This window comes from Paenibacillus sp. RUD330 (assembly GCF_002243345.2).
GTDB lineage: Bacteria > Bacillota > Bacilli > Paenibacillales > Paenibacillaceae > Paenibacillus_O.
On record NZ_CP022655.2, the window covers coordinates 2,181,462 to 2,207,934 of the forward strand.

The window sequence follows — 26,473 nt, forward strand, 5'->3', positions numbered from 1 at the left end:
TACGATGCACAAGGTCATGCTGGTCGACGACGAAGGATTTGCCCGGCAGGGATTGCGGAGCATGATCGATTGGGAAGCTTGCGGCTACGAGGTATGCGCGGAGGCCGAGGACGGGGAGGAAGCGCTCCGGATGATCGGGGAGCATGCCCCCGATCTTGTCATCACCGACATTCGGATGCCCGTCCTGAGCGGTCTGGAATTGATCCGTGCGGTCCGGGGAACAGGCAACCGCTCCGTCAAGTTCATCATTGTCAGCGGGTATGGTGACTTCAGCTACGCGCAGCAGGCGATCAAGTTCGGCGTCCGGGACTTCATCCTGAAGCCGGTGGACGATGCCGAAATGATGGAGGCGCTGCAGGGGCTGGCCGCCCAGATCGAGAAGGACGAGCAAGCCGGAGAGCGGTCCTCCCGGCAATCGCGGACGGCGCTCGAAAGCCTGCTGCGGGGGCATGCCTCCGGCGAAGAGCTGCGGAGGCATGGGGAGCTGCTGGGCCTCGATCCGGAGGTCCCATGCTGCTACCTCATCCTGGAAGCCAACGGCATCCTGTCGTTCGTGGGAGCGGATCAGCCCGAGCAGCGGGCGGGCGAGCTGCGCCTGGAAATCGCCGGCTGCGCCGAGCAGCTCGGACTGACTCCTCGTCCATGCGTTTTGCTGGAGCATAAGCCGGGCGTCTACGGCCTGCCGGTCGTTCTCCCTGCTACATCCGGGCTGTCCGCCGAGGAAGCCGCCGACCGTCTTGCCGAGCGGCTGAGGCGCCGTACGGGATTGCTGTTCACCGCTTATCTGGGCGAGCAGGGGGAAGGCTTCAAGGAGCTGCGGGATGGGTACCGCACCGCCCTCAATGCGATGCAGTTCAAGTTCGCGTATCCGGAGAAGAGGACCTTCGGCTACGCGAGGCTGAAGGGAGAGGAGCTGCGCCGGCTTGAATTCGAGCCGGCCGAGTACGCCCGGCTGCAGGAGCAGATCGAGGACTGCGATCCCGACAAGCGCAATGCCGGCATCGAGTGGATCTTCGACCAGTTCCGCAGCAAGAGGTATACGCCGGACGCGGTCCATAATGCCGTCAACCGCTTCGTGTTCGGCGCCATCGGCACGATCCGCTCCTTGCAGGGCGACGAGAAGGAGCTGCTCTCCTTGGATCCGATGCTGTCCTGGAGGGATTACCCGGTTTCTCCATGCGGGCTTAGAGAGCTGTTCCGCACCTTCGCCGAGGAAAGCTCGGAGATGGCAAGCCGGCTGCGCAAGAGCAATGCCAAAGGCGATATCGTCAAGATCAAGCAATACATCGACAGCCGCTACAAGGAAGACATCAGCCTCAAGAGCATCGCCGCCCGGTTCTATATGAATCCCGTCTATCTCGGGCAGCTGTTCAAGAAGAATTACGGCGTCTACTTCAACGACTATCTGCTGCAGCTTCGGGTCCACAACGCCAAAAAGCTGCTTCGCCAGACGGAAATGAGAGTGTACGAAGTCGCCCGCAGCGTCGGCTTCGACAACCCGGACTATTTCATCTGCAAATTCGAGAAGGTGGAGGGCAAATCGCCTACCGCCTACCGCAACGAGCTGTTGGCCAAAACATGACGGAGAGGGCAGTCCTATGCGATTCAGCTTAAACCATGTGCGGCTCCGGGACAAAATGCTGATCGTGTATCTGGTCTGCGTGCTGATCCCGATCGTGCTGACCGATTTTGTGTTCTATCAGGTGACGACGCATCACGTCAAACAGCAAAAGCTGAACGACATCTCCATGGCCATGGAGCAGATCCGGCGCGACTTCCTCGAACAGATGGATGTCGCGGCCGGAATTTCTTCTATTCTCTATACCGACGGCAAGCTGAACGAGACGATCGAAAAGCCGTATGACGGCGCATCCGAATACGTCGATTCCTACTATTCGGACATCAGTCCGACCTTGTTCCGGTATTCGCCGATCTACAAATCCGTCAGCAATATTACGATCTACACCGACAACCCGACGATCATCGGGGGCGGAGGTGTGCTTCCGATCTCGGAGGAGGTCGAGGCGACGCCTTGGTACCGCGCCCTGGAGATGCCGGGCAGGAGGGCGCCGGTCGTCGTCCGCAACGATGTGGAGACCTCGCGCGGCTTGGAGACGGTATACAGCTTTGTCCGCAAGCTGGACTACTTCCAGTCCCAGTACGCCCGCCATTCCGTCGTCAAGATCGACATCAGCTACGATGCGGTCGCGAGCCTGTTCCGGAACTCGACGCTGCAGGGCGACCTGTATCTGGTCAACGACCTGGAGCTGATCGATTACGCGTCCGGCTCCGCCCTGGACTGGCAGCATCGCTCGCTCGCCTATGCGAGCCATGCGTCGCCGAGCGACGGCATCGCGGTTACCAAGAGCATCGAGAACGTCGACTATTTGAAGGGCTGGCGGATCGAAGGCGTTTTTCCGGAGCATCGCGTTCTTCAGGATGTGTATAAATCCCGCAATTTCGTCGTTTATCTCGCCCTGCCGAATCTGCTGATTCCGACGCTGATCATCATCTGGTTCACCCGGTCGCTGGGCGTGCGGATCGTCCGCATCCTCAAGCATATGAAGAGGGTGAGGAACCATCACTTCGATACGATCAAGCATCCCGACCATCGCGACGAGATCGGCCAGCTGACGAACGAGTTCAACCGGATGACCATACAGATCAAAAATCTCATCGACGACGTGTATGTGGCCGACATTCAGCGCAAGGATCTCGAGATTAAGCGCAATCAAGCGCAGCTCCACGCTCTGCAGAGCCAGATCAATCCGCATTTCCTGTTCAACGCCCTGGAGACGATCCGCATGCGCAGCATCATCAAGAAGGAAGAGGAGACGGCCAAGATCATCCACAATATGGCCAAGATTTTCCGGCGCTCGCTGTCCTGGGACAAGGACTGGATGACCGTGCGGGAAGAGCTCGAGCTTGTCCATTGCTTCCTGGAAATTCAGAAGTACCGGTTCGGAGACAAGCTGATGTACGAGATCGACGTCGAGGACGAGGCGATGGAATGGCTGATTCCGAAAATGTCGATTCTGCCATTCGTGGAAAATGCCAGCATCCACGGCATCGAGCCGAGCAAGAACGGCGGCCTGATCCGGCTCGCCATCCGGGCGGAGGGCCGGCAGCTGATCGCCGAGATCGAGGACAACGGCGCCGGAATACCGGAGGAAGAGGTGGGAGCGATCGAACGGATGCTGGAGAGGGAGGAGCCGTTCGGAGAGCATGTGGGCATCCAGAATGTCTATCGCCGGCTTCAGCTGTATTATCGCGACCGCTTTACGTTCAAGCTGGACAGCGAATGGCAGCGCGGGACGGCCATCCGCATCGCTTTCCCGCGCGAGCCGGAGGAGCGTTCCGCATAACTCCTAAGTTTTTTGGGGTAACAGCTAAAGTTTGTCGGGTGTCGCGGCTCTCAGCCCTGACTTACAATGAAAGTGCTTACAGAAAAGGGTTACAATTCTAGACTTTCATTGGTGGAAGGGGACATGACCAGCATGGTCAAACAGAAAATGGGCCTTCTCGCCCTTGCCGTCGCCATGGCGGCGGTTGCGGGCTGCAGCGGCAACAGCGGCAACAATGCCGGAAACCCGGCTCCCGCGTCATCGCCGGAAGCATCGGCTCCAGCCAATACGGATGCGGGCGGCGAAGCGAAGGAAGAGTTGAAACCGGTTACGTTCACGTACTTCAATGCCAATTCCCAGGTGCCGAACATCGACTCCAACAAAACGGAGATCGGCAAAAAGCTGGAGGAGCAGACCGGGGTCAACTTCAATCTCCAATACCCGGTCGGCGACGTCAATACGAAAATCGGCACGATGATCGCGAGCGGCAATTACCCGGACGTGCTGGCTCCGGATACCGCGATCGACAAAGTGCTCGACGCCAAGGCGTTCATTCCGCTGAATGATCTCATCGAGAAGTTCGGACCGAACATCAAGCGCGTATACGGCCCTTATTACAACCTCATGAAAGCGGAGGACGGCAACATCTACTTCCTGCCGTTCAGCCCGGTGGTCGGGGAGTACATTCCGAGCCCGACGATCGATCAAGGCGCCTTCTTCATCCAGCGCCGCGTGCTGAAGGAAGCCGGCTATCCGAAAATCAAGACGATCGACGAGTATTTCGACCTGATCAAGAAGTACAACGACGCGCATAAGGCCGACAAGCTGACCGGCTTCAGCTCGCTGATCTACGACTGGCGGACGATGGGCATCTTCAACCCGCCGATGCATCTGGCCGGCTACCCGAACGACGGCGATGTCATCGTCGACATGAGCAGCCATGACGCCAAGGTATACGCCAACAGCGACTACACGAAAACCTGGCTGAAAAAGCTGAACGAGGTCAACTCCGAGGGACTGTACGACCAAGCCTCGTTCGTCAGCAACTATGACCAGTATCTGGCCAAGATTTCCTCGGGCAAGGTGCTCGGATTCTTCGACTACGGCTGGCAGGCGAACCAGGCTCTCCAGAACATTAAGAAAACCGGCAACGACGATCTCGACTACATGCCGCTGCCGATCGTATTCGACAACAATACGACCGACCAGTATCTCGATCCGCCTTCCTTCATCAACAACCGCGGCGTCGGCATCACGACGGCGGCCAAGGATCCGGAGCGCATCATCAAGTTCTTCGACACGATGCTCAAGGAAGAGAACCAGGTGCTGATCCAATGGGGCATCAAGGGCGAAACGTACGATGTGGACGACAAAGGGCGCTTCTACCGCACGCCGGAGCAGATCGAAATGCTGAAGGACAACGCCAAGCAGGAGAGCATCGGCTTCTCCTACTTCAACTACAGCTGGCCGATGTACGGCCAAGGCTCGACGCTTGCGGACGGCAACTCGTTCAATGCGGGACGCCAGCCTGAGGTCGCTCAAGCCTCCTTCACGGACGGCGACAAGCTGATCCTCGACAAATATGGAGTGAAGACGTTCTCGGAGCTGTTCGCCAAGCCTGAAGACCGTCCGTGGTACCCGGCCTGGAGCATCTCGCTCGAGCAGGGCTCGCCGGCGCAGATCTTCACGCAGAAATCCAAGGACGTCAAGCTGAAATACTTCTCGAAGCTCGTGCTGGCCAAGCCGGATCAGTTCGACGGCATCTGGGACCAGTATCTCAAGGACTTCAACAAGCTCGACGTGAAAGCGTACGAAGACACCCTCACCAAAGAAGTCGCCGCCAAAATCGCCAAAACGCAAGGCAATTAAGCCAGGCTGCTTCAGAGGGACCGGACCGGTCAGGCGACAGGGTCCGGTCCCTGCACGTTGGGTGCCTTGTTGGATAGGAGAGGAGAGATACGATGCGGGATCAAACCGCCGTCCCGGCGCCGCGGGCTGCAGAGCCCAGCGCCCTGAATCGCTGGTTCAAGACGCTTCTCAAGCAGAAAACGCTCATTTTCATGTCGGTTCCTTTCGTCATCTGGATTTTCATTTTCAAATACGTGCCGCTGTGGGGCTGGCTCATCGCCTTCCAGCATTATCGCCCCAATCTGACCATGTTCCAGCAGGAATGGGTCGGGCTGGAGCAGTTCCGCTTCCTGTTCTCGGACGATACGTTCATCCGGGTGCTCCGCAACACGCTGGTCCAGGCCGTCATCAAGCTCGTGCTCGGGTTCGTCACCGCGATCGTGCTGGCCATTCTCCTGAACGAAGTCCGCGTCGCCTTCTTCAAGCGGGCCGTGCAGACGATCAGCTATCTTCCCCACTTCATCTCCTGGGTCGTGGCGGCCAACATCATCTCGACGGCGCTGTCCATCGACGAAGGCGGCATCGTCAACGAAGTGCTGATGTGGCTTCACATCATCGACCAGCCGATCATGTGGCTCGGCGTCGGCCATTACTTCTGGGGCATTCTCGGCACCTCCGAGGTATGGAAGGACGTGGGCTGGAATACGATCGTGTACCTCGCCGCCATGACGATGATCGATCCGTCGCAGTACGAGGCGGCCGAGATCGACGGAGCGAGCAGGTTCCAGCGCATTCTCCACATCACTCTCCCTGGACTGAAGCCGGTCATCGTCATCCTGCTGATCATGAACCTCGGCAGCATCCTGGAGACGGGCTTCGAGCCCCAATACCTGATGGGCAACGGCATGAATGCCGACTATTCCGAAAACCTGGAAATTTTCGTGCTCAAATACGGCATCTCGATGGGCAATTTCTCGCTCGCGACAGCTGCGGGCATCTTCAAAACCGTCGTCAGCTTCATCCTGCTGTTCACCGCCAACTCCATGGCCAAGCGGTTCGGCGAGCAGAGACTGTTCTAGAAGGAGGGATGGATCATGGCCAATATCACCCGGCCTGCCGCTGAACCGGCTCCTCAGCCGCAGCAGCCCAAAAAAATGCATAAGCGGTTCCAATCTCCGGGAGACCGCATCTTCGATACGCTCAACGTCCTGGTGCTGTCGCTGCTCGTCGTCTTCACGCTCTACCCGTTCATCAACACGCTGGCCGTGTCGCTGAACGACGCGAACGATTCCATCAAGGGCGGAATCTACTTGCTGCCGCGGGACTTAAGCCTGGACAACTACAAGTACGTCTTCAAGGAAGCGACGATCTTCCATGCGACGCTGATCTCGATCCTGCGCACGGTGATCGGAACGATCGTCACCGTCTTCTGCTCGGCGATGGTGGCCTATACGATCAGCCGTCCGGAATTCGTCCTCCGCAAGTTCGTGACGATCATGTTCATCCTGACGATGTATTTGAACGGCGGCCTCATTCCGAACTACCTGCTGATGAGGGATCTCGACCTGATCGGCACTTTCTGGGTGTACATCGTGCCCGGCATCATCGGCGTCTTCAATATGATCGTCATCCGCTCCTTCATCGAAGGGCTTCCCGACGGCATCATCGAGTCGGCCCGGATCGACGGCGCCGGAGAGTTCCGCACCTTCATCCAGATCGTCGTTCCGCTCGCCCTCCCGGCGCTCGCGACGGTTGCGCTCTTCACGGGCGTCTACCAGTGGAACTCGTGGTTCGATGTGTTCCTCTACAACTCCGAGAAGGTGAATCTCAGCACGCTCCAGTACGAGCTGATGAAGATGCTGGCGAACTCCAACTCGAATTCCTCGATGACGTCGGCGTCGGCATTCGCCAACAGCGCGAACTCGAGCTCGAACTTCGTCACGCCGAGCTCCATCCGTGCGACGATGACGATCGTAGCCAGCCTGCCGATGATCATCGTGTATCCTTTCCTCCAGAAATACTTTGTCAAAGGCATGACCGTCGGCGGCGTGAAAGGCTGATACCGGCTTTCAGCCTGCTCGGTTCAAAAAAAGCAGCGGCAATCCGGATGAGTTCATGTCCGGTGCCGCTGCTTTTTATGTGGATGCATGCGGTTCATGCTGATTTGCGGAGCAAAGGGATCGATAGCGGCTTTCGTCGGCCTGAATAGGGGCGGTATTGTTCGTTGCCATGTACCCGCTGCGGATGGACCGGCTTGGGAAGATCACGCTCTGCTCGCCGCGCACGACCAGATGGCGGTTTTCCTGCGGTTCTCCCATGAAGTGGAAGACATTGCCGTCCTCCGGCATCTCGAAGCCGAAGCATACTTCGGAGCTGCGATTGTGCGTATGGCAAGGCATCGTGTACCACATGCTACCGTTCTTGAGCAGCGTCATGCCCATGACCAGCTGGCAGCTCCGGACGCCGGCTCCATGACGTACTCGGATTCCGTCTACGGTCGCTCACCGGCATGGCGCCGCCGACGATGAATCGGTCCACATGCGTGTAGAACAGAGCCAGGCGGTCGGCCTCGAACAAGCTCTCGATCAGAAACTCCTTGCGCAGGCGGCCGGTAAAAGCTGTCGCTTCCTGCAGGTGGGATGCGTACCGGATTTCTATTTGAATCCTCCTGTAATGTTCCTATTAGTCCGCTCTTTCAGAGGGGGAGCCGGCATATCGGAATGGGGTCTTTGGCCTGCATTGTGCAACGAGAGTCAAATGGGAGCGATAATCGGTCCATCTCGGTCAAGAGCTGCAACCGCTGCCATGATACAATCACGGCATGCCCCGTCGACAGGCGGGCGCAACCGAAGCATGGGGAGGCATTATGATGACGACTGAGCTGAGAATCGGAATTGTCGGGCTCGGCAATATGGGCACGGGCCATGCCGCGTATCTGGCGGCGGGCGAAGTGCCGGGAGGCGTGCTGGCTGCTGTGTCGGATGTCCGGGAGGAGAGGCTCTCCTGGGCGAAGGCGGCCTTCGGCGACTCCGTCAAGACGTACGGAAGCGCCAGGGAGATGTTCGATTCCGGCGAAGTGGACGGCGTCCTGATCTGCACTCCGCATTATTCCCATCCCGAAGAAACGATAGCTGCCCTCCAGGCGGGACTGCATGTGCTTGTGGAGAAGCCGGCCGGCGTATATACGAAGCAGGTCATGGAAATGAACGAGGCTGCCGCGGCCAGCGGCCGGGTCTTCGGCATCATGTTCAATCAGCGGACGAACCCTCTTTACCGCAAAATGCGCGAGCTCATCCAATCCGGAGAGCTCGGCGACGTCAGGCGCATCAATTGGATCGTCACGGATTGGTACCGTTCCCAAAGCTATTACGACAGCGGCGGCTGGAGAGCGACCTGGGAGGGCGAGGGCGGTGGCGTCCTGATGAACCAGTCGCCCCATAACCTCGATCTGTGGCAGTGGGTCACCGGTCTCATGCCGACTCGGATCCGTGCTTTCTGCGGCTTCGGCAAGCATCGGGACATTGAAGTGGAGAACGACGTTACCGCTTACGCCGAATATTCGAACGGAGCGACCGGGGTGTTCATCACGTCGACCGTCGATGCGCCCGGCACGAACCGGCTCGAGATTACCGGCGACCGCGGTAAGCTGGTCGCGGAGGACGGCAAGCTGACGTTCTGGCGTCTGAGAACGCCGGAGAGCGAGTTCAACCGGACATACGCCGGAGGCTTCGGCAGCCCGGAGACATGGCGGATCGATGTGCCGGTGCCGGGCGGCGAGCCCAATCAGCACCGGGCCGTGACCCGCAACTGGGTCGATGCCATCGCCGGACGCGCTCCTCTGGAGTCGCCGGGAGAGGAAGGGATCAAAGGCCTGGCGCTGGCCAACGCCATGCTCCTGTCCGCCTGGACGGACGGCTGGGTGGAGCTGCCGCTGGATGACGAGCTGTATTACCGTGAACTGCAGGCCCGCATCGCGGCTTCGACTGCCGGCAAGGATCAGGCGGCTGCAGGCCGTACGCTGGATGTGAAGGGCACTCATTAGAAGCTTGGGATATGCAAACTATCGTGTCGCGGCGGCAACCGACGCTGCGGATGCAAGGGGGAACCGCAAGTGAGCAAGGACGGCATGAATTATGCTCCGCAAGGGAAGCCGAGTCCCGTCGTCGGCAGGGGGGAGTTCGTGTTCGCCGCTGTCTGCCTCGACCACGGCCATATTTACGGCATGTGCAACGGGCTGATTGAAGCAGGCGGCACGCTGAAGTCGGTTTATGATGCCGATTTCGATCGGGCAGCCGCATTTGCCTCCCGCTACCCGGGCACGGCCATCGCCGGATCCCTGGAAGAGGTTCTTCAGGATCCGGAGCTGCATCTCGTCGCGGCAGCCGCCGTGCCGGACGAGCGCGGACCGCTCGGGGTCAAGGTCATGCGGCATGGCAAGGATTATTTTACGGACAAAACGCCGTTCACGGAGCTCTCGCAGCTGGAGGAAGCCCGTCGCTGCGCCGCCGAGACCGGTCGCAAGTATGCCGTCTATTTCAGCGAAAGGCTGCATGTGGAGAGCGCCGTATTCGCCGGAGAGCTTATCGCCGGCGGCGCGATCGGCCGGGTCGTGCAGGTGATGGGCACCGGCCCGCATCGGCTGAATGCGCCGTCGCGGCCGGACTGGTTTTTCGACCGGCGGCGGTATGGAGGCATCCTGTGCGACATCGGCAGCCATCAGATCGAGCAGTTCCTTCATTTTGCCGGCTGCCGCGATGCCAGGGTGCTCCACAGCAAGGTAGGCAATTACCATCATCCCGGCTATCCCGAGCTGGAGGATTTCGGCGATGCCAGCCTGCTGGGAGACAACGGAGCGAGCCATTACTTCCGAGTCGACTGGCTGACGCCGGCAGGCCTCTCCACCTGGGGGGACGGCCGCACGGTCATCCTCGGCACGGAAGGGTATATCGAGCTGCGCAAATACGTGGATATCGCCCGTTCCCCGCAGGGTGATCATCTCTATCTCGTGAACGGCGAGGGAGAGCATCATATGGAGCTGTCCGGCAAGGTCGGGTATCCTTTTTTCGGCAGCCTGATTCTCGATGTCCTGAACCGGACGGAGAAGGCCATGACTCAGGAGCATGTCTTCAAAGCGGCGGAGCTGTGCCTGCTGGCGCAAGCGGAAGCGATAAGGATCGGCGGTTTCAATTGAAGATCCGCCTTGGATGAGGCGCCTGCCTCCTGGAGGCGGGAAATAAATCAGATGACAGATCGGAGGCCATATCGACCATGACGATTCAGCTGTCCGTATTCACCGTGGCGACGCCGGAGCTCTCTCCGGAGGAGCTTGCCGCAGCCGCCCGCAAGGCAGGCCTGCACGGAATAGAATGGCGCTGCAAGGATGCTCCCGCAGAAATCAGGCAAGAGAAGCCCTCCTTCTGGGGCAACAATCTGGCGACGGTGCCGCAGAGCGCGGATGCCGGCGTGCTGGCCCGGTTCCGAAGCGCGGCGGAGAACGAAGGACTGAAGTCCATAAGCCTGACGCCTTATCTGCAGGCAGGCGATCTGGAAGGAACCGAGCAGGTGCTGGCTGCGGCGAGGGAGCTCGGGGCGGATTATATCCGTCTCGGCGTGCACGGCTACGACCGGTCGAGATCCTTCGGCGAGCTGTTCGGCCTGCAGAGGATCTACCTGCGCGAGGCTTCCGGCCTGTGCAGGCAGTATGGAGTCAAAGGCCTCATTGAGACCCATCACGGGACGATCGCCCCAAGCGCTTCAGCCGCCATCCGGCTGTGCGAAGGGCTGGACGCGGATGCCGTCGGGGTCCTCTACGATCCCGGCAACATGGTCCATGAAGGGTACGAGAACCATCGCATGGGCATGGAGATGCTCGGGCCCTATCTGGCTCATGTGCATATGAAGAATGCCGGATGGACATCGACGGCCGATGCCGATGGAAGCGTCCGGTGGAACAGCGGCTGGACGGGCATGAAAGGCGGCGTCGTCCGCTGGAAGGAGGTTGTCTCCGACCTCATCGCCGTCGGCTACGGCGGCTTCATCGGGGTGGAGGATTTCAGCGGGCAATACAGCTCGCCGGAAATGCTGGAGCAATACTCGCGCTATATGCGCGAGCTGCTGGAGACCAGCGGTGCCGCGTCCGGAGCCTGACCGTTCCTCTCTTATCAGAACGGATGGACGATGGTATGCTGAATCCATGGCGCATAGCCATGGAGAGGATGTGGCATGCATGTCCGGAAGCGGCGGTTATCCTGCCGGCCTGCTCGATTATACCTTTCGCGACGATGGGCAGGTCATGCAGGATTTCCATTCTCACCCTTACTATGAGATCTATTTCTTTCATGAAGGGGCTTGCACGTATCTGATCGGAAGCCGCATCTACCGGCTGGAGCCGGGCGACATGCTGCTTATGTACGGCATGACCCTGCACCGGCCCAAGGTCGATCCGAGCCATCCTTACGTGCGGAGCATCATTCATTTCTATCCCGATCCGCTCCGGGCCGCCTCGCCCTCCGGGGCGCAGCTGCCCGTCATGCGGCCGTTCGAGGAGCTCCGCAACTACCGGCTGTCTCTGCGGGAAGAGCATAGAGAGGAAGCGGAGCTGATCCTGGCCAGGATGGACCGCTTCAAGAAGCAGGGCGATGCTGCCGGCCTGTACCGCATGAAGCTGGCGTTCGAGGATCTGCTGGGGTTCATCTACGAGCGATGCCAGGAGCCGATGAATCTGGCGCCGGAACGGTCGAGAGACAAGGAGCAGATCGCGCAGGACATCATGGATTACATCGGCGGACATCTTTCCGAGGAGCTCACGCTGGAACGGCTTCAGAGCGAGCTCCATTTGAGCCGTTCATACCTGTCCAGAACGTTCAAGGAAGTCACGGGCGTGCAGCTGTTCGAGTATATCTACAAGCAGAGAATCAACCAGGCCAGGGTGCTCTTTCTGCTGGAGCCGGACATTTCCGTTACGGAAGCGGGCTTCCGCGTCGGCTTCAAGCATCCGGCCCATTTCAGCCGTCTGTTCAAGCAGACGGTCGGCATGTCTGCCGACAAGTACCGGCGCAGCCTTGCAGGCATGTGAAGCCCCCCGGCAAGAAGCATCCCCGAAGCATGTGACGCTGCCCGGCAAGAAGCATCCCCGAAGCGATCCCCACTCGCTCCGGAGATGCTTTTTGTTGTTTCAAGCGGAAGGGAATGGCGAGGGGAGCAGCGCCGTTAGGGGAGAAGGACGAGAAAATCGTTACGCTGCACAAAATCCGAAAAGCGGATTACAAGATGCAGAGCTCCATATTTACACGAAAAGTTATAAAATATAACATGAAATCAAATTTGAAGGAGCTGAATGAGAGCGGACGGCCGCATGTTGTCGGCGGAGCTCTCATCCTTTCGGCTGATTCCTTTGATCAACGGTCATGCAAGGATGCCACCGCGTCCGGAAAGGTATGAATGCTGCCATGAGCCTAGAGGAACTGAACGCGCGCGTCCGCAAGGATCTTGCCTATATTGCTTATGGAGGAAAGGATTGGGTTCGTCCCCGCATCCATCCGGACGGCCACGTCTATGACGTTGTGATTGTCGGCGGCGGCCAAAGCGGGCTCGGCACCGCCTTCGGCCTGCTGCGGGAGAGAGTGTCCAACATTCTCGTCATCGACGAGAACCCGGAGGGCAGCGAGGGTCCATGGGATACCTATGCCCGAATGGTCACGCTACGGACGCCCAAGCATCTGACTTCCATCGATCTCGGCATTCCTTCCCTGACCTTCCGCTCCTGGTGGGAAGCACAGCACGGAGAGGAAGGCTGGGAGGCGGTGGACAAAATTCCGCGCGGCGAGTGGATGAACTATTTGCGATGGTATCGCCGCATCCTCGCGCTGCCTGTACGGAACGATGCCAGGCTGAAGCTGGTCGAGCCGCTGCAAGGCGGCATCCATCGCCTTCATGTGGAGGGACATGGACCGTCATCCCCGCATCTGCTGGCGCGCAAGGTCATACTGGCTACCGGCATTCAGGGAGGCGGAGAGTGGCATGTTCCCGGCATCGTGGCCGACAACGTATCCCGCAGCCTATATGCCCATACTTCGGAGCCGATCGATTTCTCCAAGCTTGCCGGGAAGAGGATCGCTGTGCTGGGAGGGGGAGCATCGGCGTTCGACAACGCCAACCATGCGCTTGCTCAAGGAGCCGCCGCTGCGCATGTATTCGTCCGGCGCAGCGAGCTGCCTCGGATCAATCCGATCCGCCAGATGGAGTATTCGGGCATGATCGAGCATTTCCACATCCTCTCCGATGAGGAGAAATACGAGGCGATGGCTCATTTCTTCCTTCATAACCAGCCTCCGACCAACGACACCTTCCGGCGGGCTTGCTCCTGGCCGGGCTTCGGCCTCCATCTGGGAGCGCCGTGGCTGGCTGTCCGGGAGGAAGGGGGGCAGGCGGTCGTAACGACGCCTCAAGGAAGCTTCGCCTACGACTTCCTGCTCATCAGCACCGGCTTGCTGACCGATCCGGCGCTGCGTCCGGAGCTGAGGCTCGTGGAGAGCCATATCGCCCGCTGGAAAGACCGGTACCATGCTCCTGAGCCCATCGCCAGCGCGGTGCTTGACGCCCATCCTTACTTGACGCCTGGTTTTGCCTTCACGAGCCGAAGCGAGGAGGGGAACAGCCTGCTGCACGGACTGTTCACGTTCAATTACTCCGCGATGGTCAGCTGCGGCTTGTCGGCTTCCGCCCTTTCGGGCATGCGCTATGCGATTCCCAAGCTTGTATCCACCGTGTCGAGCCAGCTCTTCCTCGATGACCGCAAGCCGATTCTGGCCGGCTTTTACGCTTATGACGAGCAGGAATTCGCCGGACAATGGCCGGCTGCTTCAGAGGTTGCTGCAGATGGCGGCTGAAGGAAAAATGCGCGTGGAAATGAACAGATGCTCGCTGAGATGGAAGGGCAGACAGATGGAAATCTGAAGAGGCCTGCTGAGTTTTTTCGGCAGGCCTCCGGTTTTCAGGCCGAGTCGGGAGTTGTGAAGGTCAGGCAAGGGTTTTGGGCGGCGGCATCCTTGAATACGGATAGCAGGGCGGATGTCGTGCGTTCGCCAAGCAGCTTGAGGCTGTCTTCGATGGAAGTCCAATGAATGTTCAGAGGGGATCCGGAATAATCCGTCAGGCAATCGTAAAGGGCGTCGAGATTGCGGCCATAATAATCGGGGAAGTGCAGTCCGCGGCTAAGCGCATCGTGAAAAGCTTCGATCGTCGCCAGCTTGCTGCCGTCCAAAAGCAAGATTTTGTCCAGCCTTCTCATCTCCTTGGAGGGGGTTCCTATCTATTCCAAGAATAAGGGACTTGCTTGGAAAAGCAAGTCCCTTAAGCTGTTCACCACTTCTGGAAGCTGGCGTAATGGTCGCTTGTCGTGTAGTAGAGGCCGTCATTGGAATAAAGGACCCGGGAAGCGTTGCGGCATCCCGACGTGTAGTAGGCATCCGCCTCGCGCCAGGTGCGTCCCGACTTGGCCGGAAGCAGACCTTCGTAGTTGGAGAAGACATCCCCGCCGATGCTGTAGCCGGGTGCGACTGCAGCCAGATTGCATTTGCTGGACACCCAGCCTTTGCTTGTCGCCTGGCTTTTCGTCAGGAAGTTGGCCGGCAGCTTGCCGTTTGCCTTGATGTAGTTGATGATGCCGGCAAAATCGGTCGGTCCGGATACGGCTGCTTCCGCCACAGGGACAGCTTGTCCGATCAGCGGACTTACATTGCCCATCAGCAGAGCCAGCACGAGGGCGGCCGACGCTAAAAGCCTGACGATTGATTTCATTACATAATGCCTCCTTTTCGATTGGGAAGATGATTGCAATTGGATTATACAGGAAATAAATAGGCAGCGAATTATCGATTTCGTAAAAAAGGCTTGATTCTGTCGGCCTCTCCGACTTCCCTCAGGCATCCTGTCCAGTGGTCGTTGCTGAAGATGCGCTCAAGCGCCTGCCGGGGATCAAGTCGATTCACCCGGCATATTATGGAGATCTATATATGCGGCGATTGGGAAAGCGCCTGTACCGCCTTAGGGAAGAAAAAGATGCTTTCGGGCAAAAAAGGTCGGGCGATGAGAATTCGGTTTTTTCACTCCTCCGGCTTCGCTGCGGGATGCCGATGGGAGTACCTTTGGGACGGACGTAGGCTTGATGAATAGCTTCATGCTTGATTCACCGGACCGAGGGCGGCGGCTTTTGCGTCCATGCGGGCTGGACTTGCGGCTTCCGGATTGCAGCAGGGAGGCTTTCCGTCGGGCTGAGTCCAGGATCCGGTGCAGCTCCTTCGCCGATTGGGCGATTCGGCGGCTGCCGCGAACCAGAGAATCCGCGGAATTGTCTGGGCTGGGTGGGCCGCAAGCTTTTAGGACCGCTTTTTCCGCTCTCAGCAAGCGGCCGCTCGCTCTTTGGAGAGCGAGAGACCCTTGCAGCCATTCGTTCAACGCTTCCTGAAGCGGCTTGGGAGGAAGGAGGGCGGACAACGGCGATTCCGGCATGGTATTCATTCTTCACCTTCGTTGTGGCAGCACTCGCAGGTATCTTCATGCCCTGCCAATTGGATGATCCGGTCAAGCCGGTTCAACGCCAGCCATTGCTTGATGACGATTCCTTCTATGAACTGAGCTGTGTTCTGTTGAATCTGCTGCAGGCTGCGGGTCGGCAGGCAGCCTTCTTTCCTGGCGAGGCTGGCCAACGCGAGAATGTTGTCCGCCTCCGCATTGATGAGATTGGACAGAGCCAGCTCTTCCATAGCGATCGAACTGAGCAGCAGGGACAAAGCCTCTTTTTTGGTCACGCTAATGTTAGGGGTTATATCGGGAATGTTCGGTTGAGACACCGATCACCACCTCCAGTCAACACGCATATCTTCAGCCTTGCATCTTCAGAATGGTTCTTCTTCCGTCTGCATGAAGGCTTGAGTCACCCGATCCAGCTTGTTGAGAAGGATCAGATCCTTCTTGGTCAATTCTTTCAATGTTTCCAGCACGCTGCCGTTCACGTCGCAGATATCCTTGACCGTCCGAGCCAAAGGGCTGGTACCGTGGAGCGTTCCAAGCGCATGCTGGATTTTTTCGCCTTCCGCATTCAGTATATGCGCCATGCTCAATTCCTCCATGGCGAGGGAATAGAGGAGCAGATGAATGGTGTTTTCATATTTCGCTCGTCGTTTAACCCGATCTTCTTCGGAAGGAGGGGGGGAGGAAGCCATGTGAACCGCTCCTAGAGCTGCAAATTTTGAATCAAGTCATTTCGTGTATGGCCCAAGTCGTGACAGCCGTGCTGGCTCCCCCGAGATTGAGGTTGACTGTCAGTCCGTTGGCGACATAGTAGATCCCGATGACGTCGCCCGCATTGAGCGAGTATTCGCCCGTCATCGTGACGGTGGCGGTGCCCAGGATGACCCTAAGGGTGAGGACAAGGGCGACGTTGACGTCCAGAACCGGGAAGTTCCCCGTAACCAGATTGGTTGTTGTCGGCGATGACCGCATAATGACGAACTGGGGCGAGACGGACGCCCCGATACTCGCTGTCAGGCTTGCTGTCGTGCTGTAGCTGATGGTAGCCAGAATCGAATATCTGCCTGTGGTCGGAACCGTGTAGTTTCCTGTCGTGGCATTGAATCCGGTACCTGTGTAGAAAGGAGAAGCGGTGGTCCAGTTCGTCAGCTGTGTGCTTGCAGACACGGTGGTGGGTGCTCGTGTCGCCGAAAATCCTTGAGCGAGTATATTGGGCCCTGTAGCACCGGTGACACCTGTTACGCCTGTAGTTCCGGTAATGCCGGTCACACCTGTCTCACCTGTGGCGCCGGTAGGTCCTGTGGCGCCGGTAAGTCCTGTGGCGCCGGTAAGTCCTGTGGCGCCGGTAGGTCCTGTGGCGCCGGTAAGTCCTGTGGCGCCGGTAAGTCCTGTGGCGCCGGTAGGTCCTGTGGCGCCGGTAAGTCCTGTGGCGCCGGTAAGTCCTGTGGCGCCGGTAAGTCCTGTGGCGCCGGTAGGTCCTGTGGCACCGGTAGGTCCTGTGGCACCTGTGTGCCCGGTAATCCCCGTAACACCTGTGGCGCCTGTAGCGCTTGTGATGCCTGTAGCTCCAGTGGTGCCCGTAATGCCCGTGGCGCCGGTAACTCCAGTGGTGCCAGTCAATCCGGTCGTGCCCGTAGCTCCGGTGGCACCTGTAAAGCCCGTCGCACCGGTAGCTCCGGTAGTGCCAGTCAATCCGGTCGTGCCCGTAGCTCCGGTGGCACCTGTAAAGCCCGTCGCGCCGGTAGCTCCGGTAGTGCCTGTAAAGCCCGTCGCACCGGTAGCTCCGGTGGTGCCTGTAAAGCCCGTCGCGCCGGTAGCTCCGGTAGTGCCCGTAAAGCCCGTCGCACCAGTAGCTCCGGTGCTGCCCGTAACGCCTGTCGCGCCGGTAGCTCCCGTGGTGCCCGTAATGCCTGTTGCGCCGGTAGCTCCAGTGGCACCGGTAATCCCCGTGGCTCCCGTAGCTCCGGTGGAGCCCGTAATCCCCGTCGCGCCGGTAGCTCCCGTGGTGCCCGTAATGCCTGTTACGCCAGTAGCTCCGGTGGTGCCCGTAAAGCCCGTTGCGCCGGTAGCTCCAGTGGCACCTGTTGCTCCTGTGGAGCCCGTGAATCCTGTCGTGCCAGTAGCTCCAGTGGCACCTGTGGCACCAGTTGCTCCTGTGAATCCTGTTGCGCCGGTAGCTCCAGTGGTGCCCGTAAAGCCCGTTGCGCCGGTAGCTCCGGTGGTGCCCGTAATGCCCGTTACGCCGGTAGCTCCGGTGGTGCCCGTAATGCCTGTTGCGCCAGTAGCTCCGGTGGTGCCCGTAAAGCCCGTTGCGCCGGTAGCTCCAGTGGCACCTGTAATCCCCGTGGCTCCCGTAGCACCGGTGGAGCCCGTAATCCCCGTCGCGCCGGTAGCTCCACTTGCACCTGTAATCCCCGTTGCGCCGGTAGCTCCCGTGGTGCCTGTAATGCCCGTCGCGCCGGTAGCTCCACTTGCACCTGTAATCCCCGTTGCGCCGGTAGCTCCCGTGGTGCCTGTAATGCCCGTAATGCCCGTCGTACCTGTGGCACCAGTTGCTCCTGTGGAGCCCGTGAATCCTGTCGTGCCAGTAGCTCCAGTGGCACCTGTGGCACCAGTTGCTCCTGTGAATCCTGTTGCGCCGGTAGCTCCAGTGGTGCCCGTAAAGCCCGTTGCGCCGGTAGCTCCGGTGGTGCCCGTAATGCCCGTTACGCCGGTAGCTCCGGTGGTGCCTGTAATGCCCGTCGTTCCGGTAGCTCCAGTAGTGCCCGTAAAGCCTGTTGCGCCGGTAGCTCCGGTGGTGCCCGTAATGCCCGTTACGCCGGTAGCTCCAGTGTTGCCTGTAATCCCCGTAGCTCCGGTGGAGCCCGTAACGCCTGTCGCGCCGGTAGCTCCGGTGGCACCTGTAATCCCTGTTGCTCCGGCTGCTCCGGTACTGCCGGTAATACCGGTAATACCCATCGCGCCGGTAACTCCCGTTGTGCCTGTAATGCCCGTCGAGCCGGTAGCTCCGGAGTTGCCCGTAACGCCTGTCGCGCCGGTAGCTCCAGTTGCTCCTGTGATTCCTGATGCGCCAGTAGCTCCGGTGGTGCCCGTAAAGCCCGTTGCGCCGGAAGCTCCAGTGGCACCTGTAATCCCCGTGGCTCCCGTAGCTCCAGTGTTGCCCGTAAAGCCCGTCGCGCCAATAGCTCCGGTGCTACCCGTAATACCTGTTGCGCCGGAAGCTCCGGTGGTGCCAGTGATGCCCGTTGCGCCGGAAGCTCCGGTAGCTCCGGTGTTGCCTGTAATGCCCGTGGCTCCGGTAGCTCCGGTGGAGCCCGTAATGCCTGTTGCGCCGGTAGCTCCAGTGGTGCCTGTAATGCCCGTAATGCCTGTTGCGCCGGTAGCTCCAGAGGTGCCCGTAAAGCCCGTCGCGCCAATAGCTCCGGTAGTGCCTGTAAAGCCCGTCGCACCGGTAGCTCCGGTGGAGCCCGTAATGCCCGACGCTCCGGTAGCTCCGGAGTTGCCCGTAACGCCCGTCGCTCCGGTAGCTCCAGTGTTGCCTGTAATGCCCGTGGCTCCGGTAGCTCCGGTGGAGCCCGTAAAGCCCGTCGCGCCAATAGCTCCGGTGCTACCCGTAATCCCTGTTGCGCCGGTAGCTCCGGTGGAGCCTGTAAAGCCCGTCGCGCCGGCAGCTCCGGTAGTGCCTGTAAAGCCCGTCGCACCGGTAGCTCCGGTGGAGCCCGTAATGCCCGACGCTCCGGTAGCTCCAGTGTTGCCTGTAATGCCCGTGGCTCCGGTAGCTCCGGTGGAGCCCGTAAAGCCCGTCGCGCCAATAGCTCCGGTGCTACCCGTAATACCTGTTGCGCCGGTAGCTCCGGTGGAGCCTGTAAAGCCCGTCGCGCCGGCAGCTCCGGTAGTGCCTGTAAAGCCCGTCGCACCGGTAGCACCGGTGGTGCCCGTAATGCCCGACGCTCCGGTAGCTCCGGTGGAGCCCGTAATGCCCGACGCTCCGGTAGCTCCAGTGTTGCCTGTAATGCCCGTGGCTCCGGTAGCTCCGGTGGTGCCTGTAATGCCCGTTGCTCCCGTAGCTCCGGTGGAGCCCGTAAAGCCCGTTGAGCCGGTGGCACCTGAAATGCCCGTAATGCCCGTCGCACCTGTTGCTCCTGTGGCACCTGTTGCTCCTGTGGCACCTGTTGCTCCTGTGGAGCCCGTGAATCCTGTCGTGCCAGTAGCTCCGGTGGTGCCTGTGATGCCCGTCGTTCCGGCAGCTCCTGTGGCACCAGTTGCTCCTGTGAATCCTGTTGCGCCGGTAGCTCCAGTAGTGCCTGTAACGCCCGTCGCACCAGTAGCTCCAGAGGTGCCCGTAAAGCCCGTCGCACCAGTAGTTCCGGTGATGCCTGTAATGCCCGTCGTTCCGGTAGCTCCAGTAGTGCCCGTAAAGCCCGTGGCGCCGGTAGCTCCGGTGGTGCCCGTAACGCCTGTCGCGCTGGTAGCTCCAGTTGCACCAGTTGCTCCTGTGAATCCTGTTGCGCCGGTAGCTCCAGTGTTGCCTGTAATCCCCGTAGCTCCGGTGGAGCCCGTAATGCCCGTTGTGCCGGTAGCTCCAGTGGCACCTGTAATCCCCGTGGCTCCCGTAGCTCCAGTGTTGCCCGTAAAGCCCGTCGCGCCAATAGCTCCGGTGGTGCCTGTGATGCCCGTCGCACCAGTAGCTCCGGTGGTGCCTGTAAAGCCCGTTGCGCCGGAAGCTCCAGTGGCACCTGTAATGCCCGTCGATCCGGTAGCTCCGGTGTTGCCCGTAACGCCTGTCGCGCTGGTAGCTCCAGTGGCACCTGTGGCACCAGTTGCTCCTGTGAATCCTGTTGCGCCGGTAGCTCCAGTGTTGCCTGTAATTCCCGTTGCTCCCGTAGCTCCGGTGGCGCCCGTAATGCCTGTTGCGCCGGTAGCTCCAGAGGTGCCCGTAAAGCCCGTCGCACCAGTAGCTCCGGTGATGCCCGTAATACCCGTGGCACCGGTAGCTCCAGTGGTGCCTGTAAAGCCAATCGCGCCGGTAGATCCGGTGGAGCCTGTGAAGCCCGTCGCGCCGGTAGCTCCAGTGGTGCCCGTAATGCCCGTAAAGCCCGTCGCGCCGGTAGCTCCGGTGGTGCCCGTAATCCCCGTCGAGCCAGTAGATCCGGTGGAGCCTGTGAAGCCCGTCGCGCCGGTAGCTCCAGTGGCACCTGTAACACCAGTTGCCCCTGAGAATCCTGTTGCGCCGGTAGCTCCAGTGGTGCCTGTAATGCCCGTTGCTCCCGTAGATCCGGTGGAGCCCGTAAAGCCCGTTGAGCCGGTGGCACCTGAAATGCCCGTAATGCCCGTCGCACCTGTTGCTCCTGTGGCACCTGTTGCTCCTGTGGCACCTGTTGCTCCTGTGGAGCCCGTGAATCCTGTCGTGCCAGTAGCTCCGGTGGTGCCTGTGATGCCCGTCGTTCCGGTAGCTCCAGTGGCACCTGTAGCACCAGTTGCCCCTGTGAATCCTGTTGCGCCGGTAGCTCCAGTGGTGCCTGTAATGCCCGTTGCTCCCGTAGCTCCGGTGGAGCCCGTAAAGCCCGTTGAGCCGGTGGCACCTGAAATGCCCGTAATGCCCGTCGCACCTGTTGCTCCTGTGGCACCTGTTGCTCCTGTGGCACCTGTTGCTCCTGTGGAGCCCGTGAATCCTGTCGTGCCAGTAGCTCCGGTGGTGCCTGTGATGCCCGTCGTTCCGGTAGCTCCAGTGGCACCTGTGGCACCAGTAGTGCCTGTAACGCCCGTCGCACCAGTAGCTCCGGTGGTGCCCGTAACGCCTGTCGCGCCGGTAGCTCCAGTGGCACCTGTGGCACCAGTTGCTCCTGTGATTCCTGATGCGCCAGTAGCTCCGGTGTTGCCCGTAAAGCCTGTTGCGCCGGTAGCTCCAGTGGCACCTGTAATCCCCGTTGCTCCCGTAGCTCCGGTGCTTCCCGTAATACCCGTCGCGCCAGTAGCTCCGGTGGTGCCCGTAAAGCCCGTCGTGCCGGTAGCTCCGGTGTTGCCCGTAAAGCCCGTTGCGCCGGTAGCTCCGGTGGCGCCCGTAAAGCCCGTCGCGCCGGTAGCTCCGGTGATGCCCGTAATGCCTGTTGCGCCAGTAGCTCCGGTGGTGCCCGTAAGGCCCGTTGCGCCGATAGCTCCAGTGTTGCCTGTAATCCCTGTTGCTCCCGTAGCTCCGGTGTTGCCCGTAACGCCTGTCGTGCCGGTAGCTCCAGTGGCACCTGTGGCACCAGTTGCTCCTGTGAATCCCGTGAATCCTGTTGCGCCAGTAGCTCCGGTACTGCCCGTAATACCCGTCGCGCCGGTAGCACCGGTGGTGCCCGTAACGCCTGTCGCGCCGGTAGCTCCAGTGGCACCTGTGGCACCAGTTGCTCCTGTGAATCCTGTGAATCCTGTTGCGCCAGTAGCTCCGGTACTGCCCGTAACGCCTGTCGCGCCGGTAGCTCCAGTTGCTCCTGTGATTCCTGTTGCGCCAGTAGCTCCGGTGTTGCCCGTAAAGCCCGTCGTGCCGGTAGCTCCGGTAGTACCTGTGAAGCCTGTCGTACCAGTAGCTCCAGTGGTGCCCGTAATGCCCGTCGCACCAGTAGCTCCAGTGGTACCTGTAAAGCCAGTTTCGCCTGTGGGGCCAGTGGCTCCCGTGAGTCCCGTCGTGCCAGCAGCTCCCGTGGTGCCCGTAAGGCCCGTGGTGCCTGTCGCTCCAGAGGTACCCGTAAAGCCCGTCGCACCAGTAGTTCCGGTGATGCCTGTAATGCCCGTCGTTCCGGTGGTGCCCGTAATGCCCGTCGCTCCGGTAGCTCCAGTGTTGCCTGTAACGCCCGTGGCTCCGGTAGCTCCGGTGAAGCCCGTAATGCCTGTTGCGCCGGTAGCTCCCGTGGTGCCTGTAATGCCCGTCGCACCTGTTGCTCCTGTGGCACCTGTTGCTCCTATGGAACCCGTGAATCCTGTCGTGCCAGTAGCTCCTGTGATTCCTGATGCGCCAGTAGCTCCGGTGTTGCCCGTAAAGCCCGTTGCGCCGGTAGCTCCAGTGGCACCTGTAATCCCCGTGGCTCCCGTAGCTCCGGTGCTTCCCGTAATACCCGTCGCGCCAGTAGCTCCGGTGTTGCCCGTAAAGCCCGTCGCACCAGTAGCTCCAGTGGTACCTGTAAAGCCAGTTTCGCCTATGGGGCCAGTGGCTCCCGTGAGTCCCGTCGCACCTATTGCTCCTGTGGAGCCCGTGAATCCTGTCGTACCAGTAGCTCCGGTGGTGCCTGTGATGCCCGTCGTTCCGGTAGCTCCAGTGGCACCAGTGGCACCAGTTGCTCCTGTGAATCCTGTTGCACCGGTAGCTCCAGTAGTGCCTGTAACGCCCGTCGCACCAGTAGCTCCGGTGTTGCCCGTAACGCCTGTCGCGCCGGTAGCTCCAGTGGCACCTGTGGCACCAGTTGCTCCTGTGATTCCTGATGCGCCAGTAGCTCCGGTGTTGCCCGTAAAGCCCGTTGCGCCGGTAGCTCCGGTGCTTCCCGTAATACCCGTCGCGCCGGTAGCTCCAGTGGCACCTGTAGCACCAGTTGCTCCTGTGAATCCTGTTGCGCCGGTAGCTCCAGTGGTGCCTGTAAAGCCCGTCGCGCCGGTAGCTCCGGTAGCTCCGGTAGCTCCGGTAGTGCCTGTAAAGCCCGTTGCACCGGTAGCTCCGGTGGTGCCCGTAATGCCCGACGCTCCGGTAACTCCAGTGGAGCCCGTAATGCCCGTCGCTCCGGTAGCTCCAGTGTTGCCTGTAAAGCCCGTGGCTCCGGTAGCTCCGGTGGAGCCCGTAATGCCTGTTGTGCCGGTAGCTCCAGTGGTGCCTATAATTCCCGTTGCTCCCGTAGCTCCGGTGGCACCCGTAATGCCTGTTGCACCGGTAGCTCCAGAGGTGCCCGTAAAGCCCGTCGCACCAGTAGTTCCGGTGATGCCTGTAATGCCCGTCGTTCCGGTAGCTCCAGTAGTGCCCGTAAAGCCCGTGGCGCCTGTCGCTCCGGTGGTACCTGTGAAGCCCGTTAAGCCAGTTGTACCGGTAGATCCAGTGGTTCCGGCGAATCCAGTCGGGCCAGTAGATCCGATGACGCCAGTAGCACCTGTGAGACCGGTAGTGCCAGTAGCGCCAGTAGATCCGATGACGCCAGTAGCACCTGTGAGACCGGTAGTGCCAGTAGCGCCAGTAGCGCCAGTGGCTCCCGTCGCGCCAGTGGCCCCGGTAATGCCCGGATCTCCAGTGGCTCCCGTCGCGCCTGTAGCCCCGGTAACGCCTGTGTTTCCAGTGGCTCCCGTCGCACCCGGATCCCCAGTGACGCCCGGATCCCCAGTGGCTCCCGTTACGCCAGTCGCCCCAGAAACGCCTGTATCCCCAGTGACTCCCGTCGCGCCTGTAACCCCGGTGACGCCTGAATCTCCAGTGACTCCTGTTGCGCCCGTAGCTCCGGTAACGCCCAGGTTCCCAGTGGCTCCCGTCGCGCCTGGGGCCCCGGTAACGCCATTGTCCCCAGTGGCTCCCGTCGCGCCAGTGGCCCCGGTAATGCCCGGATCTCCACTGGCTCCTGTCGCGCCCGTAGCTCCGGTGACGCCCGGATCCCCAGTGGTTCCCGTCGTACCTGTGTCCCCAGTGACGCCCAGGTTCCCAGTGGCTCCCGTCGCGCCTGGGGCCCCGGTAACGCCATTGTCCCCAGTGGCTCCCGTCGCACCCGTGGCCCCGGTGATGCCTGGATCCCCAGTGGCTCCTGTCACGCCTGTGTCCCCAGTAACACCTGGATCTCCAGTGACTCCCGTCGCACCTGTGGCCCCGGTAACGCCCGGATCTCCAGTGGCTCCCGTCGCGCCTGTAGCTCCGGTAACGCCTGTGTTTCCAGTGGCTCCCGTAGCCCCAGTGACGCCCGGATCCCCAGTGGCTCCCGTTACGCCAGTCGCCCCAGTAACGCCTGAATCTCCAGTGGCTCCCGTCGCGCCTGTAACCCCGGTGACGCCTGAATCTCCAGTGGCTCCCATCGCCCCGGTAACGCCGGTTGCACCTGCAAGACCAGCAATGCCCGTCACACCCGTGGCACCGGTCGCGCCGGTCGCCCCGGTAACGCCAGGGTCTCCAGTGACCCCGGTCGCGCCTGTCGCCCCGGTAACGCCAGGGTCTCCAGTGACCCCGGTCGCGCCTGTCGCCCCGGTAACGCCAGGATCTCCAGTGACCCCGGTCGCGCCGGTCGCCCCGGTAACGCCTGGATCTCCAGTGACTCCCGTCGCGCCTGTATCCCCAGTGACTCCCGGATCCCCAGTGGCTCCCGTTACGCCAGTCGCCCCAGTAACGCCTGTATTCCCAGTGACTCCCGTCGCGCCTGTAACCCCGGTGACGCCTGAATCTCCAGTGGCTCCCATCGCCCCGGTAACGCCGGTTGCACCTGCAAGACCAGCAATGCCCGTCACACCCGTGGCACCGGTCGCGCCGGTCGCCCCGGTAACGCCCGGATCTCCAGTAACCCCGGTCGCGCCGGTCGCCCCGGTAACGCCAGGGTCTCCAGTGACCCCGGTCGCGCCTGTCGCCCCGGTAACGCCAGGATCTCCAGTGACCCCGGTCGCGCCGGTCGCCCCGGTAACGCCTGGATCTCCAGTGGCTCCCGTCGCTCCGGTCGCTCCGGCGATGCCCGGATCCCCAGTGACCCCGGTCGCGCCAGTCGCCCCGGTAACGCCCGGATCTCCAGTGGCACCGGTCGCGCCAGTCGCCCCAGTCGCCCCGGTAACGCCCGGATCTCCAGTGGCTCCCGTCGCGCCAGTGTCCCCGGTAACGCCCGGATCTCCAGTGACCCCGGTCGCGCCAGTCGCGCCGGTCGCCCCGGTAACGCCAGGATCTCCAGTGACCCCGGTCGCGCCGGTCGCCCCGGTAACGCCTGGATCTCCAGTGGCTCCCGTCGCTCCGGTCGCTCCGGCGATGCCCGGATCTCCAGTGGCCCCGGTCGCGCCAGTGTCCCCGGTAACGCCCGGATCTCCAGTGACCCCGGTCGCGCCTGTCGCCCCAGTCGCCCCGGTAACGCCCGGATCTCCAGTGGCTCCCGTCGCGCCAGTGTCCCCGGTAACGCCCGGATCTCCAGTGACCCCGGTCGCGCCAGTCGCGCCGGTCGCCCCGGTAACGCCAGGATCTCCAGTGACCCCGGTCGCGCCGGTCGCCCCGGTAACGCCTGGATCTCCAGTGGCTCCCGTCGCTCCGGTCGCCCCGGCGATGCCCGGATCCCCAGTGGCTCCCGTCGCGCCAGTGTCCCCGGTCGCCCCGGCGATGCCCGGATCCCCAGTGGCTCCCGTCGCGCCAGTGTCCCCGGTAACGCCCGGATCTCCAGTGGCTCCCGTCGCTCCGGTCGCCCCGGCGATGCCCGGATCCCCAGTGACTCCGGTCGCGCCAGTGACGCCCGGATCTCCGTTGGCACCTGTCGGACCGTCAGCGCCGGTCAATCCGGGGACGCCTGCTGGTCCCGCAGGCCCCACAGGTCCCATCGGCCCTAGCGGCCCTGTCGGTCCAGTCGGTCCCGGCAAACCTTTGATCAGCTCCGCGGAATGGAGGTGCATGAGGGATTCATCCGAGGAATTTAATGCTTCCAACAAAATATCGAGCTTGTATTGCAAGTGCATATCCCTGAAAGCCAGCTTCTGCAAATCTGCTTTCAAGTGGTCGTTGGCGGCAAGAATGTCTTGAAGAGACGAGGAGGGGTTTTTCAATACCTGATCGAGTTGTTTTCCTTGATGGT

Annotated in this window: 16 protein-coding genes; 10 read left to right on the forward strand and 6 right to left on the reverse strand. The window is 61.0% G+C overall.

Features of this window, described 5'->3' with window-relative positions:
• Positions 1-4: 4 nt before the first annotated feature.
• From CIC07_RS09840 to CIC07_RS09860, 5 genes are all read left to right on the forward strand, one after another.
• The gene (locus CIC07_RS09840) at positions 5-1,582 is read left to right on the forward strand and encodes a response regulator transcription factor (protein ID WP_076358080.1); all 1,578 of its coding nucleotides are present in this window, start codon (positions 5-7) and stop codon (positions 1,580-1,582) included.
• A gap of 16 nt (positions 1,583-1,598) precedes the next feature.
• Complete coding sequence (locus CIC07_RS09845) at positions 1,599-3,365, forward strand: sensor histidine kinase (RefSeq protein WP_076358079.1); 1,767 nt, start codon at positions 1,599-1,601, stop codon at positions 3,363-3,365.
• Between the two features lie 132 nt (positions 3,366-3,497).
• Entirely contained in the window at positions 3,498-5,213 is a 1,716-nt protein-coding gene (locus tag CIC07_RS09850) for an ABC transporter substrate-binding protein (RefSeq protein ID WP_094248005.1), read from the forward strand.
• Positions 5,214-5,305: 92 nt separating this feature from the next.
• Positions 5,306-6,271: an ABC transporter permease gene (locus CIC07_RS09855; RefSeq protein WP_076358077.1), complete on the forward strand. Its 966-nt coding sequence runs from the start codon at positions 5,306-5,308 to the stop codon at positions 6,269-6,271.
• Positions 6,272-6,346: 75 nt separating this feature from the next.
• Entirely contained in the window at positions 6,347-7,252 is a 906-nt protein-coding gene (locus CIC07_RS09860) for a carbohydrate ABC transporter permease (protein ID WP_234993030.1), read from the forward strand.
• Between the two features lie 75 nt (positions 7,253-7,327).
• Here the strand turns inward: CIC07_RS09860 and CIC07_RS25845 are convergent, their stop codons facing one another.
• Positions 7,328-7,633, reverse strand: a complete 306-nt coding sequence (locus CIC07_RS25845) for a 5-deoxy-glucuronate isomerase (protein WP_076358075.1) — start codon at positions 7,631-7,633, stop codon at positions 7,328-7,330.
• A 425-nt stretch (positions 7,634-8,058) separates the two neighbouring features.
• On the opposite strand from CIC07_RS25845, the gene CIC07_RS09870 reads away from it, so the two are divergent.
• The 5 genes from CIC07_RS09870 (at position 8,059) to CIC07_RS09890 (ending at position 14,080) form a co-directional block, all read left to right on the forward strand.
• Positions 8,059-9,234 carry a Gfo/Idh/MocA family protein gene (locus CIC07_RS09870; protein WP_481855884.1) on the forward strand — a complete coding sequence of 392 codons (1,176 nt, stop codon included), beginning with the start codon at positions 8,059-8,061 and terminating at the stop codon, positions 9,232-9,234.
• A gap of 84 nt (positions 9,235-9,318) precedes the next feature.
• Positions 9,319-10,383, forward strand: coding sequence for a Gfo/Idh/MocA family protein (locus CIC07_RS09875; protein WP_076358508.1), 1,065 nt, complete (start codon positions 9,319-9,321; stop codon positions 10,381-10,383).
• A gap of 83 nt (positions 10,384-10,466) precedes the next feature.
• Positions 10,467-11,339: a sugar phosphate isomerase/epimerase family protein gene (locus CIC07_RS09880; RefSeq protein WP_076358507.1), complete on the forward strand. Its 873-nt coding sequence runs from the start codon at positions 10,467-10,469 to the stop codon at positions 11,337-11,339.
• Between the two features lie 79 nt (positions 11,340-11,418).
• Positions 11,419-12,267: a helix-turn-helix transcriptional regulator gene (locus CIC07_RS09885; RefSeq protein ID WP_076358073.1), complete on the forward strand. Its 849-nt coding sequence runs from the start codon at positions 11,419-11,421 to the stop codon at positions 12,265-12,267.
• A gap of 373 nt (positions 12,268-12,640) precedes the next feature.
• Positions 12,641-14,080: a flavin-containing monooxygenase gene (locus CIC07_RS09890; protein WP_076358506.1), complete on the forward strand. Its 1,440-nt coding sequence runs from the start codon at positions 12,641-12,643 to the stop codon at positions 14,078-14,080.
• Positions 14,081-14,184: 104 nt separating this feature from the next.
• Here the strand turns inward: CIC07_RS09890 and CIC07_RS09895 are convergent, their stop codons facing one another.
• From CIC07_RS09895 to CIC07_RS25665, 5 genes are all read right to left on the reverse strand, one after another.
• Entirely contained in the window at positions 14,185-14,481 is a 297-nt protein-coding gene (locus tag CIC07_RS09895; protein ID WP_083688341.1) for a barstar family protein, read from the reverse strand.
• A gap of 71 nt (positions 14,482-14,552) precedes the next feature.
• Positions 14,553-14,990, reverse strand: a complete 438-nt coding sequence (locus CIC07_RS09900) for a ribonuclease domain-containing protein (protein ID WP_076358071.1) — start codon at positions 14,988-14,990, stop codon at positions 14,553-14,555.
• A gap of 716 nt (positions 14,991-15,706) precedes the next feature.
• The gene (locus CIC07_RS09905; RefSeq protein ID WP_076358069.1) at positions 15,707-16,042 is read right to left on the reverse strand and encodes an alpha-helical endospore appendage domain-containing protein; all 336 of its coding nucleotides are present in this window, start codon (positions 16,040-16,042) and stop codon (positions 15,707-15,709) included.
• Between the two features lie 45 nt (positions 16,043-16,087).
• On the reverse strand, positions 16,088-16,414 hold the full coding sequence (locus tag CIC07_RS09910) for an alpha-helical endospore appendage domain-containing protein (RefSeq protein WP_076358068.1): 327 nt from the start codon (positions 16,412-16,414) through the stop codon (positions 16,088-16,090).
• 31 nt (positions 16,415-16,445) lie between these two features.
• Complete coding sequence (locus CIC07_RS25665; RefSeq protein WP_481855885.1) at positions 16,446-26,180, reverse strand: beta strand repeat-containing protein; 9,735 nt, start codon at positions 26,178-26,180, stop codon at positions 16,446-16,448.
• Between the last annotated feature and the right edge of the window lie 293 nt (positions 26,181-26,473).